The sequence below is a fragment of the Streptomyces sp. NPDC048416 genome (assembly GCF_043200435.1).
In the GTDB taxonomy this organism is placed as follows: Bacteria; Actinomycetota; Actinomycetes; order Streptomycetales; family Streptomycetaceae; genus Streptomyces.
The window spans coordinates 133,055-150,341 of record NZ_JBICXU010000010.1 but is presented as its reverse complement, the minus strand read 5'-3'; the positions used below and the strand labels follow the sequence as shown (position 1 = coordinate 150,341).

Annotated in this window: 17 protein-coding genes; 16 read left to right on the top strand and 1 reads right to left on the bottom strand. The window is 71.3% G+C overall.

Annotation, left to right across the window (positions count from 1 at the left end; all coding sequences use genetic code 11):
* Positions 1-50: 50 nt before the first annotated feature.
* The 4 genes from ACGFW5_RS15820 to ACGFW5_RS15805 all read left to right on the top strand — a co-directional run bounded on the left by ACGFW5_RS15820 (position 51) and on the right by ACGFW5_RS15805 (position 3,960).
* On the top strand, positions 51-872 hold the full coding sequence (locus tag ACGFW5_RS15820; protein WP_393834792.1) for an SDR family NAD(P)-dependent oxidoreductase: 822 nt from the start codon (positions 51-53) through the stop codon (positions 870-872).
* 177 nt (positions 873-1,049) lie between these two features.
* A complete protein-coding gene (locus ACGFW5_RS15815; protein WP_393834791.1) occupies positions 1,050-2,516 on the top strand; it encodes an aminotransferase class I/II-fold pyridoxal phosphate-dependent enzyme in 1,467 nt (488 codons plus the stop codon).
* Positions 2,517-2,638: 122 nt separating this feature from the next.
* Positions 2,639-2,821: a DUF6381 family protein gene (locus ACGFW5_RS15810; RefSeq protein WP_393834790.1), complete on the top strand. Its 183-nt coding sequence runs from the start codon at positions 2,639-2,641 to the stop codon at positions 2,819-2,821.
* A gap of 44 nt (positions 2,822-2,865) precedes the next feature.
* Positions 2,866-3,960: a glutamate--cysteine ligase gene (locus ACGFW5_RS15805; RefSeq protein WP_393834789.1), complete on the top strand. Its 1,095-nt coding sequence runs from the start codon at positions 2,866-2,868 to the stop codon at positions 3,958-3,960.
* Positions 3,961-4,050: 90 nt separating this feature from the next.
* On the opposite strand, the gene ACGFW5_RS15800 is transcribed toward ACGFW5_RS15805, so the two are convergent.
* Positions 4,051-4,446 (bottom strand): STAS domain-containing protein, encoded by a 396-nt coding sequence (locus tag ACGFW5_RS15800; protein ID WP_393834788.1) that lies wholly within the window; start codon positions 4,444-4,446, stop codon positions 4,051-4,053.
* A gap of 554 nt (positions 4,447-5,000) precedes the next feature.
* Between ACGFW5_RS15800 and ACGFW5_RS15795 the strand changes: the two genes are divergently transcribed.
* The 12 genes from ACGFW5_RS15795 (at position 5,001) to ACGFW5_RS15740 (ending at position 17,285) form a co-directional block, all read left to right on the top strand.
* Positions 5,001-5,957: a SigB/SigF/SigG family RNA polymerase sigma factor gene (locus ACGFW5_RS15795; RefSeq protein WP_393834787.1), complete on the top strand. Its 957-nt coding sequence runs from the start codon at positions 5,001-5,003 to the stop codon at positions 5,955-5,957.
* Between the two features lie 273 nt (positions 5,958-6,230).
* Positions 6,231-6,791, top strand: a complete 561-nt coding sequence (locus tag ACGFW5_RS15790) for a hemerythrin domain-containing protein (RefSeq protein ID WP_393834786.1) — start codon at positions 6,231-6,233, stop codon at positions 6,789-6,791.
* Positions 6,792-6,946: 155 nt separating this feature from the next.
* Positions 6,947-7,363, top strand: a complete 417-nt coding sequence (locus tag ACGFW5_RS15785; protein WP_393834785.1) for a CBS domain-containing protein — start codon at positions 6,947-6,949, stop codon at positions 7,361-7,363.
* 381 nt (positions 7,364-7,744) lie between these two features.
* The gene (locus tag ACGFW5_RS15780) at positions 7,745-9,004 is read left to right on the top strand and encodes a cytochrome P450 (RefSeq protein WP_393834784.1); all 1,260 of its coding nucleotides are present in this window, start codon (positions 7,745-7,747) and stop codon (positions 9,002-9,004) included.
* A 190-nt stretch (positions 9,005-9,194) separates the two neighbouring features.
* Positions 9,195-10,157, top strand: coding sequence for an NAD-dependent epimerase/dehydratase family protein (locus ACGFW5_RS15775; RefSeq protein ID WP_393834783.1), 963 nt, complete (start codon positions 9,195-9,197; stop codon positions 10,155-10,157).
* A gap of 164 nt (positions 10,158-10,321) precedes the next feature.
* Positions 10,322-11,953, top strand: a complete 1,632-nt coding sequence (locus ACGFW5_RS15770) for a carbamoyltransferase (RefSeq protein ID WP_393834782.1) — start codon at positions 10,322-10,324, stop codon at positions 11,951-11,953.
* A 3-nt stretch (positions 11,954-11,956) separates the two neighbouring features.
* The gene (locus ACGFW5_RS15765) at positions 11,957-12,961 is read left to right on the top strand and encodes a glycosyltransferase family 2 protein (RefSeq protein ID WP_393834781.1); all 1,005 of its coding nucleotides are present in this window, start codon (positions 11,957-11,959) and stop codon (positions 12,959-12,961) included.
* Positions 12,958-13,551 (top strand): D-glycero-alpha-D-manno-heptose-1,7-bisphosphate 7-phosphatase, encoded by a 594-nt coding sequence (locus tag ACGFW5_RS15760; protein ID WP_393834780.1) that lies wholly within the window; start codon positions 12,958-12,960, stop codon positions 13,549-13,551. Before ACGFW5_RS15765 ends, ACGFW5_RS15760 begins: the two co-directional genes overlap by 4 nt.
* Positions 13,548-14,537 (top strand): glycosyltransferase family 9 protein, encoded by a 990-nt coding sequence (locus ACGFW5_RS15755; protein WP_393834779.1) that lies wholly within the window; start codon positions 13,548-13,550, stop codon positions 14,535-14,537. The genes ACGFW5_RS15760 and ACGFW5_RS15755 overlap by 4 nt, the downstream gene beginning before the upstream one ends.
* A complete protein-coding gene (locus tag ACGFW5_RS15750; RefSeq protein ID WP_359966651.1) occupies positions 14,534-15,484 on the top strand; it encodes a glycosyltransferase in 951 nt (316 codons plus the stop codon). Before ACGFW5_RS15755 ends, ACGFW5_RS15750 begins: the two co-directional genes overlap by 4 nt.
* Complete coding sequence (locus ACGFW5_RS15745) at positions 15,481-16,698, top strand: glycosyltransferase (protein ID WP_393834778.1); 1,218 nt, start codon at positions 15,481-15,483, stop codon at positions 16,696-16,698. Before ACGFW5_RS15750 ends, ACGFW5_RS15745 begins: the two co-directional genes overlap by 4 nt.
* A complete protein-coding gene (locus ACGFW5_RS15740; protein ID WP_359966657.1) occupies positions 16,698-17,285 on the top strand; it encodes an SIS domain-containing protein in 588 nt (195 codons plus the stop codon). The genes ACGFW5_RS15745 and ACGFW5_RS15740 overlap by 1 nt, the downstream gene beginning before the upstream one ends.
* Positions 17,286-17,287 lie beyond the last annotated feature (2 nt).

The following is a 17,287-nucleotide window of genomic DNA, read 5'->3' as shown; positions in this document are numbered from 1 at the left end:
CGGCCGCGCGGGTTGGTACGTCGCACCGGGCACGGGGTACCTGTCGGCACATGAACGACAGCAAACCGCTGGCCCTCGTCACAGGCGCCTCAAGCGGCATCGGATTCGAACTGGCCAAGCAATTCGCCCGGAACGGTTTCGTTCTCCTGCTGACCGCGGAGGACGATGAGCTGGACATCGCGGCGGACGAGATCCGCGCCGAAGGGGCGCGAGTGGAGACCGTACGGGTCGATCTCGCGGAACCCGGCGGGGTGGACCGCCTGTACGCCGCCGTCACGTCGATGGGGCAACCGGTCGACGCTGCGGCACTCAACGCGGGTGTCGGCAAGGGAGGCCCGTTCATCGAGACGGAGCTCGACGACGAGATCCGCGTCATCGACCTCAACATCACCTCGACGGTCCGCCTGGCGAAGCGTCTCCTCCCGGACATGGTGGCGCGTGGCGAGGGGAGGGTGCTGTTCACCTCCTCCATCGCATCGACCATGCCGGGTCCCTTCCAGGCCGTGTACAACGCGTCGAAGTCATTCGTCCAGTCCTTCGCGCAAGCACTGGGGAACGAGCTCAAGGACTCCGGGGTGACCATCACCTCGTTGATGCCCGGTCCCACGGAGACGGAATTCTTCCGGCGGGCGGGCATGGAGGACACCAAGCTCGGCCGGCAGGACAAGGACGACCCCGCCCAGGTCGCCAAGGACGGCTTCGAGGCCCTCATGGGCGGCAGGACGAAGAGCGTGGCGGGCTCGCTCAAGACCAAGGCCCAGGAGATGGCGAACAAAGTCCTCCCCGACAGCGCCAAGGCCGCCGCGCACCGAAAGATGGCCGAACCGGGGTCGGGCGGGTCAGGCGACGACGGCCCGCCCGAGCGCTCCTGAGGACGCGCCCCACCCCCATGCACAGCGAGCCGCCAGGTGGCGCCGCGGCGAGCCGCGCCTCTGCCCTTCGGGCACTCCGGCCGGCTGGAGCACCCGGCGCGGCGGCTGCTCACCTGCCTGGCCCCGCCGAGCCCCGTACCCGGTTTCTGACTCGGCGGCCCGGGGCACTTGGCCCTCATGGACCACTCGAAGGCGCCCGTGCTGGAAGCGTTGACGGCCTATCACGAGAGCGGACAGAAGCCGTTCACGCCGCCCGGGCACAAACAGGCCCGGGGCGCGGACCCGCGGGTCCGGTCGGTGCTCGGAGACGCTGTCTTCTCCTCGGACGTGCTGGCGACGTCCGGGCTCGATGACCGCCGCTCCTCCCACGGGGTGCTGGAAAAGGCCCAGGAGCTCATGGCCGACGCCGTCGGCGCCCGGCACACCTTCTTCTCGACGTGCGGCAGCTCCCTGTCGGTGAAGTCCGCGATGTTGTCGGTCGCCGGGCCGCACGAAAAGCTTCTGGTCGGGCGGGACGCCCACAAGTCCGTCGTGTCCGGGCTGATCCTCTCCGGCATCGAACCGGTGTGGGTGGAGCCGCAGTGGGACGCCGAACGTCACTTGGCGCACCCGCCGTCCGCGGAGGGTTTCGCTGCCGCGTTCCGGGAGCACCCCGACGCGCGCGGGGCGCTGGTGACCAGTCCCACGCCGTATGGGACGTGCTCCGATCTTGGAGCCATCACTGAGGCGTGCCACGCGCTGGGCAAGCCGGTCATCGTGGACGAGGCATGGGGAGCCCACCTGCCCTTCCACGCCGATCTGCCGACGTGGGCGATGGACGCCGGGGCGGACGTCTGCGTGACATCCGTCCACAAGATGGGCTCCGGGCTCGAACAGGGCTCGGTGTTCCACCTCCAGGGAGATCTCGTCAAGCCGGAGGTGCTGAAGAGCCGGGAAGACCTCCTCGGCACCACGAGCCCCTCCGTGCTCATCTACGCGGCGCTGGACGGCTGGCGCCGACAGATGGTCGAGCACGGCAAAACCCTGTACGACGACGCCCTGGCACTCGCTCAGGACGTGCGGTCGCAGATCTCCGCGATCGACGGTTTCCACGTACACGGCAGGGACGATTTCTGCGGGCCCGGACGGTCGGCCGACATGGACCCGCTCCAGATCATCATCGACATCACCGCACTGGGAACCACCGGATACCGCGCTGCCGACTGGATCCGGGAGCACCACCACATCAACCTGCACCTCTCCGACCACCGCCGTATCAGCGCCCAGCTCACCCACGCGGACGACGAAGCCACGACGGCCGGACTCATCACGGCGCTGCGGGATCTCGCCGCCCATGCCGCTGATCTCCGCCCCGCGCCCCGGGTCGAGGTCCCGCCGCCCGGCAGGCTTCGGCTGGAGCAGAGCATGCTTCCGCGCGATGCGTTCTTCGGACGCACCGAGCAGATCCCCTGGGAGCGCGCGGAAGGCAGGATCAGCGCTGAGATGCTGACGCCGTATCCGCCGGGCATCCCTGCCGTACTCCCGGGTGAGCGCCTGAACGCCGATGTCCTGACGTACCTGCGGACCGGCGTCGACGCCGGCATGGTCGTGCCGGACGCCGTCGACAAGGACGTCAAGACCGTGCGCGTAGTGGCACGGGATTGACGGGTCTGGCCATGCAGGTCAGCGCGGCATCGGTCCGGCAGGCCATCCGCAGCCCCCGGCGTGCGTGACGAAGCGGGACGTGCTTCGCTGAAGAGCCCCTCTTTGCAGATCGGGAGAGCGACGTGTCTGTGAACAGTGAGCAAGAGATGGCCGACCGGGGCGTCCGGCTCCGTGAGCGGGCGGAAGAGCTGGAGATGGCTGCCCAGCGCACGACCGACGCCGAGCACCGGCAGCGGCTGAGGGAGAAGGCTCGGCGGCTGCGCGAGCGGGCGGAAGGCAGCGACAGAAGTGCGGCTGTGCGGTAATTGCCGGAGCCGGGCTTGACGGAGGGGCTGAGTGACTGAGTGAAGTGATCAGTCTCGGTGTCGAGGAAGAGTACGTGTTGATCGATCCCCTCACCGGCGTGCCCGTGGCGCTGTCCGAGGAGGTACGGGGAGCGGTCGGGCTGGGGTGGATCGCGGATGAGGACGAGGTCCAGCCGGAACTCCTTCAGGCACAGGTGGAAGCGGCGACGCCGGTATGTGAGGACTTGACGGAGCTGGGCGGTCACCTTCTTCGTCTGCGGCACGCGCTGGGGGCCGCCGCCGAGCGGAACGGGTGCCGTCTGGCCGCGGTGGCGACGGCGCCGTTGGCCTGCCCCGGTCGGCAGGTCCCCGTCACCGCCGAACCGCGATACCGGCGCATGCGCAAGCAGGCGGGCACTCTGGTGGACGAGCAACTCATCAACGGGATGCACGTCCATGTGGGGATGCCCGACCGCGCCACCGCCGTCGGGGTGCTCAACAGGATCCGGGTATGGCTCCCCACACTGCTTGCCATGTCAGCGAACTCGCCCCTGTGGCAGGGCAGCGACACCCGGTTCGCGAGCTGGCGCACGCTCGTGTTCAACCGCTGGCCCGTGAGCGGTCCGCCGCCTCTCTTCACGGACGTCGCGGACTACGACCAGCGCATCGCCGCTCTCGTCAGCTCCGGAGTGATCATGGACACGGGCCAGTTGTACTGGGACGCCCGCCTGTCCGAGCGTTACCCCACCGTCGAAGTGCGGTGTCTGGACGTGCAGCTCGGCGTGGAGGACGCGGTCATGCTCGCCGGAATCGTCCGCGCTCTGGCCGCCACCGCCATCGACGCGTACGGACGAGAGGAACCGGTGCCCGCGTGCACGCCCGAGCAGCTGCAGGCGGCGACGTGGCAAGCGGCCCGCTACGGCCTGGGCGGCACGCTCATGCACCCGCACGGCGATGCCCGGCCGGCGGCAGAGGTGGTGGCGCGGCTGCTGGACCACATCACCCCTGCCCTGGCGGCTTGCGGGGACGACCGTTACGTGCTTCCCGCCGTCCAGCGCCTCGTCCGGGTGGGAACCGGAGCCGAGCGCCAGCGCCGGGCCCACGCCCAGGACGGCCCGCGCAGCCTGATCGACCTCATCACCGAAAGTACCGCCCAATGACTTGACCGGCCGTCGAATGGAACGATGCCCACCGCCAGGGCGGCCGTCGCGGCCCCGGATGTTGAGGACGTGAAGGCGGTTCCAGGCGTCTCAGGTGCAAGCCGCTGCCACGCTGGGAGCGAAGGTGAACACGCCGCTCGTGCCCGTCAGGGTCAGCAGGATGCCGACCTCGCGCTGTACCGGACCGGCCAGGACCAAGTGGTGATCCTTGCGTGCGTCCAGAAGCACGTTCAACAGGGACGTGTCCGCGAAGGTCACGCCGGCGACGTCCACGACGGTGCGGCGCACGGCGCCGTCGTCAGCCGCCTTCTCCAGGGCCCGGCGTACAGGCCCGACGGTGTCCACATCGAACTCCCCGGCCAAGCGGAGGATGAGGATCCCTTGGCAGGTGTCCGCGTCGCGCGTCACCGAAGCGGCCGGGCGCCGCGGCGAGCGGAGGATGGCCGCGCCTGAGCGGGCCGACGCGGCAAGGCGACTCCGTTGCATGACGATCCTCCTCGGTTACGAGGACGCTGATGCGGCGGCTGGACAGGGCCGGAAAGCGACGTGTCCCGGCGACCGTGGAAGCCGACGCGGCTCAGGAGCGATTTTCCCATCTGAGCGACTCCAGAACCAGTGTCTTGGATGGTCGCGCATGAGTGGACTCACCCGGTCTGCCTCGCCGTCGGCGCGGTATCGATGGCGTCCCTGCACAGTTGGCGAGGTGGTCGCCGTTCCGTCCGGCCGGTGCACATGTCTCATGGGAGCCGGCCGCAGGAGCCCTCAACGGAGGTGTGTGCCCGGACGAGGGCCCCTGCGGTGTCGCGGGGGCGAACATCACGCCCAACGAGAGAGTCCTGGAACGGTTACGCGCGGTTGCTCACGCTGCTGAAATCCTGCGCGCGCTCCTGACCAACGGCTGCTGTTTGCCGTGGAGCGGCACGGGCAGGCGCCGATTGTGCTTCAGACCGGGGCACGCCCGCAGGACCCGTCCGCGGGCCGAGCGCATGGTGCCCGGACGGTGTGGCCAGGGCCCGTGCTGCCACGAGAGGAGTTCGGTCATGCCTGCCACCACCCGACCCCGCACGGTCGACGCGCACCGCCCCAGGAACCGCGGTGACGCACCCGACACGGCGGCCGCCTTCGCCCGGCTGGGCGCCCTTGACGCGGGCGCGGAACGGGAGGCGCTGCGCGAGGCTCTGGTGCGTCAGTGGATGCCGATGGCCCGGCGTCTGGCGCTCAAGTACCGCGACCGCGGCGCGGAGACGGAAGACCTGTACCAGGTCGCGGCAGTGGGGCTGCTCAAAGCGGTGGACCGCTACGAGGCGGCGAAAGGCGCGTTCGAAGCCTACGCGGTACCGACGATCAACGGAGAGCTCAAACGCTACTTCCGCGACCATCTCTGGGCCGTCCACGTCCCGCGCCGCGTCCAGGAGTTGCGCAACAAGGTCCGCATCGCGCGCCGCGAACTGATGACGCTCCGGCCGGGGGAGCCGACGGTTCCGGAGCTCGCCGATCACTGCGGTCTGGCGGAAGACGATGTCCACGACGGTCTGCGAGCACTCGAGTCGTTCAGCAGTCTCTCCCTGGAAGCCGGGACCCGCCATGAAGGCGGGGACGGGCAAGGCCCGGCGCTGGCCGACACACTCGGTGTCCCCGAGGCGGGCTTCGACATCGTCGTGGACCGCGAGGCGGTGAAACCAGCTCTGAGGGCGCTACCCGAACGCGAACTGAGGATCCTGCACATGCGGTTCTTCAAGGACATGACGCAGAAGCAGATCGCCCAGGCACTCGGCATCTCACAAATGCACGTGTCGCGCCTGCTCACCAGCACCTGCACCCGCATAAAGCAGCAGACCCTGGGAAGCGCTGCGAACCGGCTCGACGCCCGGACCGGCGTCACGATCACGCGCGGCCGCCCGCATCGGTCGGGTCAGCGGCAACCGCCCCGCCGAGGGCTCGGTACAACAGTGACGCCTGGCCCGTCCCTGACCGCTCATCGCGCTCGCGCTTCATAAGCGGCCGGGCTTCGTGGACAGCCCGGCCGGGAGGGACTCGGCGCGTCACTACCGGGCGGGATCGACGGCTTGTGCCTGGCGCCGCCAGCCCGACGCCGCGGCGGCGCCGGTTGCCAACATCCCGCGGCGCCGTCGGACGCGCTCGCACGGCACCGGAACCGCGCACGGCGAAATAGGCGCGTTAGTCCGGCAAAGAGGCGGGAACCCATGCACCGAGGAGGACGCGAGAGAGAAGCACTCGGGGACCGATCGATCCGAAAGGAACACGCCCTTATGGGACACGGCGGAAACGTCATTGAGGAACTGAAGGCGGACCATCGCGAGGTGGAGGACCTGTTCGACCAGATCGAGGCCCTGCCCCTGCATGACGACAAGCGCCGGCATATCGCCGACCGGTTCACGATCGAGCTGGTCCGGCACGCGGTGGCGGAGGAGATGTACCTCTACCCCGCCGTTCGCGAGCACGTACCCGGTGGGGAGGCTCTGGCGGACAGGGAGATCAAGGACCACGCGACCGTCGAGCAACTCCTGAAGGACCTGGAGAAGGCCGACGTCGGAGATGCCCGCTTCGACAGCCTGGTGGGGCAGCTGATCCGCGAGGTCAGCACCCATGTCGCGGACGAGGAGCAGCACTTGTTCCCCGCTCTGGCCGGCGCCGTGTCCACGAAGGTGCTCGATGAGCTCGGCGACAAGATCCGGACTGCCAAAAAGATGGCCCCCACGCGTCCCCACCCGGGCGCGCCCGACACGCCGCCCGGCAACAAGCTCCTCGCGCCCGGAGCGGGCCTCGTCGACCGGGCCCGCGACTTCGTCACCGGGCGCGGCAAAGACTGAGAGGCGCGCGCGGTCGCTGGGCAACCGGCTGACAGTGGCCTGGCGTCCGCGTGGGGCCTTGTTCATCCCCACCGTGCACAGGTACGCAAGGTATTGACCGGTCCGGGGGCGAAGACCGGGCCGGTCACCCATCCCCATGAGAACGGAGCAGTGACATGACCAGCGCACGCGAGATCATGACCGGCGGCGCCGAGTGCGTCGGGGCCGAGGAAACGGTGGCCGAGGCGGCCCGCAAGATGGCCCAGCTCGGCGTGGGAGCCCTGCCGATCTGCGGTACCGATCAGCGACTCAAGGGCATGCTCACGGACCGCGACATCGTCGTCAAGGTTCTCGGCAAGGGCCTGGATCCCACCGACACGAAGGCAGGTGACCTCGCACAGGGTGAGGCGGTCACCATTGGCGCCGACGACGACGCCGCGGAAATCCTGCGCACCATGACGGCGCACAAGGTGCGTCGGCTACCTGTCATCGACGGGCACGACCTGGTCGGTGTCGTCGCCCAGGCCGATGTCGCCCGCGCGCTGCCCGACCCGCAGGTCGGAGACCTCCTCGAGGCGCTCTCCACCGACTGACGACGAGTCGAAGCCCGTCGGAGTACACGCACGTGCACGCACGTCGGCGCTTCGTGGCGCGATCACGGCCGGATCGTGCCTGGCATCACCCATCCCGCATCCCTGCTGCTCGGTCCTGAAGGTCGGCTGTCGGAACAGCCGTGATCGGGGCCGGCCAGCCGGTGCGCGCCTTCAGGACACGGCTTCGGACACGAGGGTGTCGAGCCGGATGCCCATCGGGAAGGCAGAGTCCGGCGTGAGGCCCAGTGCCGGGACGTGAGCGCGCGGCCAGCAACCATTGGCAGCGTGGTTGATCCCGTCGCACTGCCACCGTTTTCAGCCCATTACGAGCCCTTTCGGTGTCCCATGCGTACCGCCCATATGCGTGGGAACCTGCCGACTATGGATGTATCGACCACTCCTTTGATCGACCGTTCCCTTTCGGCCTTCGCCCGGGGTTACACCTGGCTGCCCGGCCTGCTCGGCGGGCGCTCCGGTGGCGTGGCGCGCACGCGGGTGCTGGGCAAGCCGGCTCTCGTCGTGCGGGGGCCGGAGGCGGTGCGCTTCTTCTACGACGAGCGCAACGTGCGTCGGAGCGGCGCGCTCCCGGGGCCGGTGCTGAGCACCTTGTTCGGCCATGACGCCGTTCACACCCTCGACGGCGACGCCCATCGTACGCGCAAGGAGTTCTTCCTGCCGTTGCTCGACCCCGAGCGGATCGCCGGTCTCGTCGAACATGTCAACGCGGCGTGGGACGACGCCGCACGCGAGTGGAGCAAGCAGGGGCGGGTGGTTCTGTTCGATGCCGCGAGTGTGGTGCTCACCCGTGGTGTGTGCGACTGGGCCGGCATTCGGCTCGACGGGGACTCCGCGGTGGAGGAACTGGCACGTGACCTGGTGGCCATGGTGGACGGCTTCGCCACCCCCGGGCCACGGCACTTCCGCGCCAGGCGCGCTCGCAGCCGTCAGGAGCAGGACTTCACCCGGCTCGTCGAGGACGTCCGCGCCGGGCGTGCCACCGCCCCCCAGGGGTCGGTGCTCGCAGCCGTGTGCGCGCACCGCGAGAGCACCGGCGAGCTGATGCAACCCCACACGGCGGCCGTCGAATTGCTGAACGTCATCCGGCCCACCGTCGCCATCAGTTGGTTCGTCGCCTACGCCGCCCATGCGCTGCATCTGCATCTGACGACGCGCCGGCGAGACCGGCTCCGTGACGGCGACATTCCGTACGCCGCCGCGTTCGCGCACGAGGTACGCCGCTTCTACCCCTTCGCGCCCTACCTCGGAGGTCTTGCCGTACGGGATCTGTCCTGGCGGGACGTGGCGGTGCCGGCCGGCGCGATGGTGCTGCTCGACGTCTTCGGGCAGAACCACGACGACGCGCTGTGGGGAGATCCGCATGTGTTCCGTCCGGAGCGGTTCCTTGAACACCCCGTCGGACGTGACGAGTTGATCCCCCAGGGCGGCGGCGAGCCGCGCACCGGCCATCGCTGCCCCGGCGAGGGCCTGACCATCGGACTTCTTGAAGCGCTCGCGATGCGTCTGGCCGACCTGGAGTACACGGTGCCGGACCAGGACCTGAAGATTTCCCTGCACCGCATTCCGGCCCGGGTGCGCAGCGGCTTCGCCGTGGAGCAGGTGAGGGTGACGGGCGCGCCATGAGGGGACCGGCCCCGCTGGGACGTCCTGACGGGCCCGGGCCGGACGGGCGGCTTGGCCGGCCGCGTACCCACACGGCGTGCGCCGCGGGGCAGCGGCGCATGCGCGGCCCCCGACTGGCTGTCTCGCATACGACACGTCATCCTGGTTACTCAGCGGACACGAGTGAATCCAGTGAGTAAGGAGCGTCCCCATGAGCGGACACACCTGGCGCCGGGCCCTGATAACCGGCGGCGCCGGATTCGTGGGGTCCCACCTCTGTGACCGGCTGCTGGAAGCGGGATGCGAGGTGGTGTGCCTCGACAACCTGGCCACCGGCTCGACCGACAACGTGGCGGAACTCCAACGGCACGACGCCTTCCGTTTCGTGTGCGGCGACGCCACCGATCCCACGGTCTGGGAGCAGTTGCCCGGCCGTTTCGACCTGGTGCTGCACTTCGCCTGCCCCGCCTCCCCGGCCGACTACCTCCGGCTGCCGCTGGAGACGCTGGAGGTCGGCAGCAACGGCACTCGGTTCGCCCTGGAGCGGGCCCGCACCGACGGTGCCCGGTTCGTTCTCGCCTCCACGTCCGAGGTTTACGGCGATCCTCTGGAGCACCCTCAGCGCGAGACGTACTGGGGCAACGTCAACCCGATCGGGCCGCGCAGCGTCTACGACGAGTCCAAGCGGTACGCCGAAGCACTCGTCACCGCTCACCGCCAGGTGCACGGTACGAACACGGCCGTCGTCCGCATCTTCAACACGTACGGCCCCCGCATGCGCGCCGGTGACGGCCGCGCCGTACCCACCTTCATCGCTCAGGCTCTGGACGGCGCGCCCCTCACCGTCGCCGGTGACGGCGGCCAGACCCGGTCGCTGTGTTTCGTCGAGGACACCGTGGACGGTGTCCTCGCGCTGGCCGCCTCGGCGGAGAGCGGCCCGATCAACATCGGCGGCGCCGAAGAGATCACCATGCTGGAGCTCGCCCACCACATCATCGAGATCACCGGCTCCACCTCCCGCGTCCGCTTCGTCGAGCGCCCCGTCGACGACCCGTGCCGACGGCGGGCCGACACCACGCTCGCCCGCGAGCGGCTCGGCTGGGAACCGGTGGTGGGCTGGGCGGAGGGCCTGAAACGGACGGTGAGCTGGTTCTCCCGGTCTGTCACCGCCTGAAAGCGGCCGACGCCGCGAGAGCACAACCCGGCATCCCCGCCCGGCTCTGCCGAAAGCCACACACGGGATGCCCGCCGCACGGCAGTTGTCTCCACGTTTTGGGGCAACCGCCGCGCGGGACCTGTGGGGCGCAAGCGCCCCCGAACGCCGCCAGGACGGACATCATGCGCATTCTTGGTATCAACGCCTTGTTCCACGACCCCGCCGCAGCTCTGGTGGTGGACGGCCGCACAGTCGCCGCGGCCGAGGAGGAACGCTTCAGCCGCCGCAAACACGGCAAGCGGCCTCTGCCCTTTTCCGCGTGGGAACTGCCCGAGCTCTCCGCCCGCTGGTGCCTTGAGTACGCCGGCATCCGGCCGGAGGAACTGGACGCGGTCACCTACTCCTACGACCCCAAGCTCGCGCGGCCCGCCGCCGACATGGGCCTGGACGACCCCTGGGATCCCCTGCGCCAGGACTACGCCCGCCAGGCGCCGGGGTTTCTCGCCGAGGCGCTGCCCGGCCTCGACCCCGAGCAGGTCGTCTTCGTACCGCACCACGTGGCGCACGCCGCCTCGGCGGGACGGGCAGCGCCGCACCCCGACAGCGCGGTCCTGGTCCTGGACGGCCGCGGTGAGTGCGCCTCCCACCTGGCGGGCCGTTACAACGACGGCAAGCTCGACACGCTCTTCACCCAGCCGCTGCCCCATTCACTCGGCCTGCTGTACGAGGACCTGACCCAGCACCTGGGATTTCTGCGCAGCAGCGACGAATACAAGGTGATGGCGCTCGCTTCCTACGGCAAGCCCCGCTTCCTGGCCCGCCTGCGTGAACACGTCCACGCCACCGGCGACGGGGGCTTTCGCACTCACGGCGTCGACTGGTCCGCCCTGGCACCAGCGCGCGGCAAGCACGAGCCGTGGACCAAGGACCACGCCGACCTGGCCGCGAGCACCCAGGCCGTCCTGGAGGAAGTCCTGCTGGAACTGGTGCACTGGCTGCACCGCGAGGCGGGCGGCGAGGCCCTGGCCCTGGCCGGTGGGGTCGCCCTCAACTGCGTCGCCAACTCCAAGGTCGCGGCGAAGGGCCCGTACCGCCATGTGTGGGTGCAGCCCGCCGCCGGTGACGCCGGGACCGCCCTCGGTGGCGCCCTGCACCTGGCGGAGAACCCGGAGCCGATGGCCGGCGCCGATCTCGGTCGAGGCTGGAGCGACCAGGAGATCCGGGCCTGGCTGGAGGGGGCCGGAGTCCCCTACGAGGAACCGGACGACATCGCCGAGGCGGTGGCCGAGGAACTGGCGCGTGATGGGGTGGTCGCCTGGTTCCAGGGCCGCAGCGAGTACGGGCCGCGCGCCCTGGGACACCGCTCCCTGATGGCCCACCCGGGCCGCGCGGAGAACCTGGAACGGCTCAACCGGGTGAAGGGCCGTGAGGAGTTCCGGCCGGTCGCGCCCATGGTGCTCGCCGAGCGCGCGCACGAGCTGTTCACCGGCCCGCTGCCGAGCCCGTACATGCTGTTCGTGCACGATGTGGCGCGCGAGTGGCGGGACCGTATTCCGGCCGTCGTCCACGTCGACGGCACCGCCCGCATCCAGACAGTCGACGCCGGCCAGGAGCCGCTCGTCGCGCGCATGCTGGCCGGGTTCGAACGGCGTACCGGGCTGCCGGTCGTGGTCAACACGAGCCTCAACACCGCTGGTCGTCCCATGGTCGACGACCCGCGTGACGCCCTGGAGTGCTTCGGTTCCGCACCCGTCGACCTCCTCGCCATCGGCCCCTTCGCGGTGCGCCGGGGCGCGGTGTACGGGAGGGCCTGACGTATGACCGCCTACGCCGTCGTCATCCCTACGCTGGTGCGTGACACGCTCGCCGACTGTCTCGCCGCGCTCGCCGCCGCCGCAGGCCCGAAGCCCCAGGAGATCGTCCTCGTCGACGACCGGCCCGGGCCCGCGCCGGACCCCGGCGCGCTGGAGCATCCGCTGAGCGTCCTCGGTGATCTGCGCGAGCGCACGCTGGTGATCCACAGCGGTGGACGCGGTCCCGCAGCCGCCCGCAACACCGGGCTGCGCGCGGCCACCGCCCCCTGGATCGCCTTCCTCGACGACGATGTGCAGGTCGGGCCGCACTGGTGCGAGCAGTTGGCCCAGGATCTCGCCGAGGCGGCCCCGGACACCGGAGCGGTCCAGGGCGTCATCGACGTACCGCTGCCCGGCGAGCGCCGGCCCACCGACTGGGAGCGCGGCACCGCCGGACTGGCCCAGGCCCGCTGGATCACCGCCGACATGGCGTTCCGCGCCGAGACGCTGAAGCGGGTCGGCGGCTTCGACGAGCGCTTTCGCCGGGCCTTCCGCGAGGACGCCGACCTCGCGCTGCGCGTCCTGGACGACCGGTGGCGCATCGAGCAGGGGCGGCGCACCACCAAGCACCCGGTGCGGCCCGCCGACCGCTGGGTTTCGCTGCGGGCCCAGCGCGGCAATGCCGACGACGCCCTCATGCGGCGCCTGCACGGGCCCGACTGGTGGCACCGGGCCGCCGCGCCGCGCGGACGCCTGTACCACCACCTCGCGATCACGGCCGCAGCCGCGGCGGCGTGCGCGCTGGCCGCGACCGGGCGCCGCCGGGCCGCCGCGACCGCCGCGCTCGGCTGGGCCGCCGCCACCGGCGAGTTCGCCTGGGCACGCATAGCGCCCGGACCGCGCAGCCGCCACGAGGTCGAGACCATGCTCGCCACCAGCGTGCTCATTCCGCCCGCCGCCACCTGGTACTGGCTCAGCGGCCTGTGGCGCCATCGCGACGCGGCGCCGCACCGGGCGGTGGCGCCGTGAACGAGATCGACCTCGTGCTCTTCGACCGGGACGGCACCCTCGTCCACGACGTCCCCTACAACGGCGATCCCGACCTGGTCCGCCCGGTCGACACCGCCCGCGAGGCGCTGGGCCTGTTGCGGGACCGGTCCATCGCCACCGGCGTGGTCACCAACCAGTCCGGCGTCGCACGCGGGCTGCTCAGCGCCGACGACGTCCGCCGCGTCAACGAACGCGTCGACGAACTGATCGGCCCCTTCGACGTATGGGCCGTCTGCCCGCACGGTCCCGACGACGGGTGCCGCTGCCGCAAACCGCGGCCCGGCATGATCGAGTGGGCCGCCGGCCGGCTCGGAATCCCGCCCGGACGGACCGCGGTGATCGGTGACATCGGCGCCGACGTCGAGGCCGCACGCCGGGCCGGCGCACTGGGCGTCCTCGTGCCCACCCCGGTGACCCGGTCGCAGGAGATCGCCGCCGCCGCGCACGTGGCCCCCGACCTGGCCCGCGCCGTGCGTGCGGTGCTGTCGGGCCGGCTGCGAGTCACCCGCAGCCGCGCCGAGGAACGGATTACCAAGGCCGCCTGCGACCGTGCGGGGAGGGCCCGATGAAGGCCCTGGTCACTCGCCTGGACAGCTTCGGTGACGTGCTGCTCGCCGGGCCCGCGATCCGCGCCGTCGCCGCTCGCGCCGACCATGTCACCGTCCTGTGCGGGCCGGTCGGCGCCCATGCGGCGCGCCTGCTGCCGGGCGTGGACGACATCCTCGTGTGGGACGCCCCCTGGGTGGGCTTCTCGCCCCCGCCGGTGGGCCGTGGCGAGGTCGAGCAACTCATCGAGACGATCGACGCCGACGCCGCCCTGATCCTGACCTCCTTCCACCAGTCCCCCCTGCCCGCGGCGTTGCTGCTGCGCCTGGCCGGGGTGGCATACATCGCCGCGGACAGCGTGGACTACCCCGGTTCACTGCTCGACGTACGCCATCAGCGCGCGCCGCACGCCCATGAGGCGCAGGCCGCGCTCGACCTCGCCGAGGCCGCCGGGTTCCCCTGCCCGGACGACGGCCGGCTGCGTGTACTCGACCCGCCTTCCACGATCGCGTTGACCGGCCCCGATCCGTATGTGGTGCTGCACCCGGGAGCCAGTGTTCCGGCCCGGGCCTGGAGCCCGCGGCGGTGTGCCGAGGCGGTGCGCGAACTCGCGGCGGCCGGCCACCGGGTCGTGGTCACCGGCGGGAAGGGCGAGCGCGAACTGACCGCGTACGTCGCGGGTGAGTACGCACTCGACCTCGGCGGTCGTACCGACGCGGCCGCACTCTGCGGGGTGCTGGCCAGGGCCCGGACCGTCGTCACCGGCAACACCGGGCCCGCGCACCTGGCCGCCGCCGTCGCGACCCCCGTGGTCTGCCTGTTCGCCCCGGTCGTCCCCGCCGAGCGCTGGCGCCCCTACGGCGTCCCCCACATCCTGCTCGGTGACCAGGACGCGGCATGCGCGGACAGCCGAGCCCGGCAGTGCCCGGTGCCCGGCCACCCGTGTCTGGAGTCGGTCTCCGCGCAGGACGTGGTGACCGCCGTAGAGAAAGTGATGGTCGCGGAATGAGGATCCTCATCTGGCATGTGCACGGTTCCTGGACGACCGCATTCGTGCAGGGCCCACACACCTACGTCGTCCCGGTCACCCCCGACCGGGACGCCGACGGGCTCGGCCGTGCCCGCACGTTCGACTGGCCGGACAGCGTGATCGAAGTTCCGCCGGAGCGGCTGAGGGACGCGGACATCGACCTGGTGATCCTCCAACGGCCGCATGAATACGCCCTGGTGGAGCAGTGGCTGGGCCGCCGCCCGCCGATGGTGTACCTGGAGCACAACGCCCCGCACGGTGATGTTCCGGACACCCGTCATCCGGTCGCGGACCTGCCGGGCGTGCCGCTCGTCCACGTCACCCACTTCAACCGCCTGATGTGGGACGCCGGGCGCGCCGAGACCACCGTCATCGAACACGGCATCGTCGACCCCGGACCGCTGTGGACCGGCGAGATCCCGAACGCCGCCGTCGTCGTCAACGAGCCGGTGCGGCGCGGCCGGACGACGGGCACCGATCTGCTGGCGACGTTCGCACAGGCCGCCCCCCTCGACGTCTTCGGCATGAAGACCGACGGGCTCGCCGGCCACCTCGGCCTCGCGCCCGAGCGCTGCCGCTCCCACGAGCTCCCCCAGCGCGAGCTGCACGCGGCGATGGCCAGGCGCCGCCTCTACCTCCACCCCATCCGCTGGACCTCGCTGGGCCTGTCGCTGCTTGAGGCCATGCACCTGGGCATGCCCGTGGTGGCCCTCGCCACCACGGAGGTCACGGAGGCCGTGCCCGCCGGCGCGGGGGTGGTGTCCAACCGGATGGACGTACTGACCGAGGCCGTCGGCGACTTCATCGCCGACCCGCAGTACGCCCGCACGATCGGTGAGGGCGCCCGCGCCGCGGCGCTCGCCCGCTACGGCCTGTCCCGTTTCCTGGACGACTGGGAGCGGCTGCTGAAGGAGGTGACCCGATGAGGATCGCCATGGTGTCCGAGCACGCGAGCCCGCTCGCCGCGCTCGGCGGTGTCGACGCCGGCGGACAGAACGTGTATGTCGCCCGCCTCTCGGAGGAACTGGCGCGGCGCGGCCACGACGTGAGCGTCTACACCCGCCGTGACGCCGCCGACCTGCCCGACCGGGCGCCGCTGCCCGGCGGCGCCGTCGTCGAGCACGTCCCCGCCGGGCCCCGCGAGGTCCTGCCCAAGGACGACCTGTTCCCGCACATGCCCGCCTTCGGCGCGTACCTGTCACGGGCCTGGGGGCGCGAGCGGCCCGACGTGGCGCACGCCCACTTCTGGATGTCCGGCATGGCCGCCCAGCTCGGAGCGGCCGCGTACGGCGTTCCGGTCGTCCAGACGTTCCACGCCCTGGGCACCGTCAAGCGGCGCCATCAGGGCCCGGACGACACCAGTCCGGGCGAACGCGTCGGCATCGAGCGGCAGATCGGCCGCACCTGCGAGCGCGTGCTCGCGACCTGCGGCGACGAGGTCCAGGAGCTCGCCGCCATGGGGGTTCCCGTGGGCCGGGTGTCCGTGGTGCCGTGCGGCGTCGACGCCCAGCAGTTCCGCCCCCTGGCGGACACCGCCGACGCCCCGGCCCGTGGGCAGCGCCACCGGCTGCTCGCCTGTGGCCGCCTCGTCCCGCGCAAGGGCTACGACCAGGCCATCCGCGCCCTCGCGCTGATCCCGGACACCGAACTCCTCATCGCCGGGGGGCCGCCCCCCGACCAACTGGACACGGAGCCCGAGGCCGCGCGGCTGCGCCGCCTGGCCGAAGCGGAAGGCGTCGCCGACCGCGTGCGGCTGCTCGGCGCCGTCGACCCACGCCGGATGCCCGCCCTGATGAACAGCGCCGACCTGGTCCTGTGCACCCCGGTGTACGAGCCCTTCGGCATCGTCCCCTTGGAGGCCATGGCCTGCGGGACACCGGTGGTCGCCACGGATGTCGGCGGCCACAAGGACAGCGTCGCCGACGGGCACACCGGCCGTCTCGTGCCGCCGGGCGAGACGGCCGCGATCGCCGACGCCGTCCGTGAGCTGCTGGGACACGAAGCCCGGCTGCGCCGCTACGGAGAGGCGGGACGCGAGCGCGTGCTGGCCCGCTTCACCTGGCAGCGCGTCGCGGACGGAGTGGAACAGGTCTACCGGCGTATCGCCCTGGGCCAGGAACTGCGTACGGAGGTCGCCTGATGAGCACCCACGCCGAATCGTCCGTCACCGCGCACTGCGACGAACTCCTCGACGCCATGGCCGGCTTTCGCAAACGGGCCCACCTCACCGAGCGGTGGGGCGAACGACTGGCCGCCGTCCTCAGCGGCGGTGGCCGGCTCCTGGCGGCCGGCAACGGTGGCAGCGCCGCACAGGCCCAGCACCTGACGGCCGAACTCGTCGGCCGTTACCGCGACGACCGGCCGCCGTTCTCCGCGCTCGCTCTGCACACCGACACCTCCAGCACCACCGCGATCGCCAACGACTACGGCGTGGACGCGGTCTTCGCACGCCAGGTAAGCGCCCACGGACGACCCGGTGATGTGCTGATGCTGCTCTCCACCAGCGGCGCCAGCGCCAACCTGCTGTCCGCCGCCGACGCCGGACGCGCGGCGGGGATGAGCGTATGGGCGCTGACCGGCCCTGCCCCGAACCCGCTGGTCGCGGGCAGCGACGAGGCGCTGTGCGTGCCGGGGGCCTCCACAGCGACCGTCCAGGAACTCCATCTGGTGGCGGTGCACATGGTGTGCGCCGCGTTCGACGCGGCGATCGAGAGGAACGGGAGGTGACC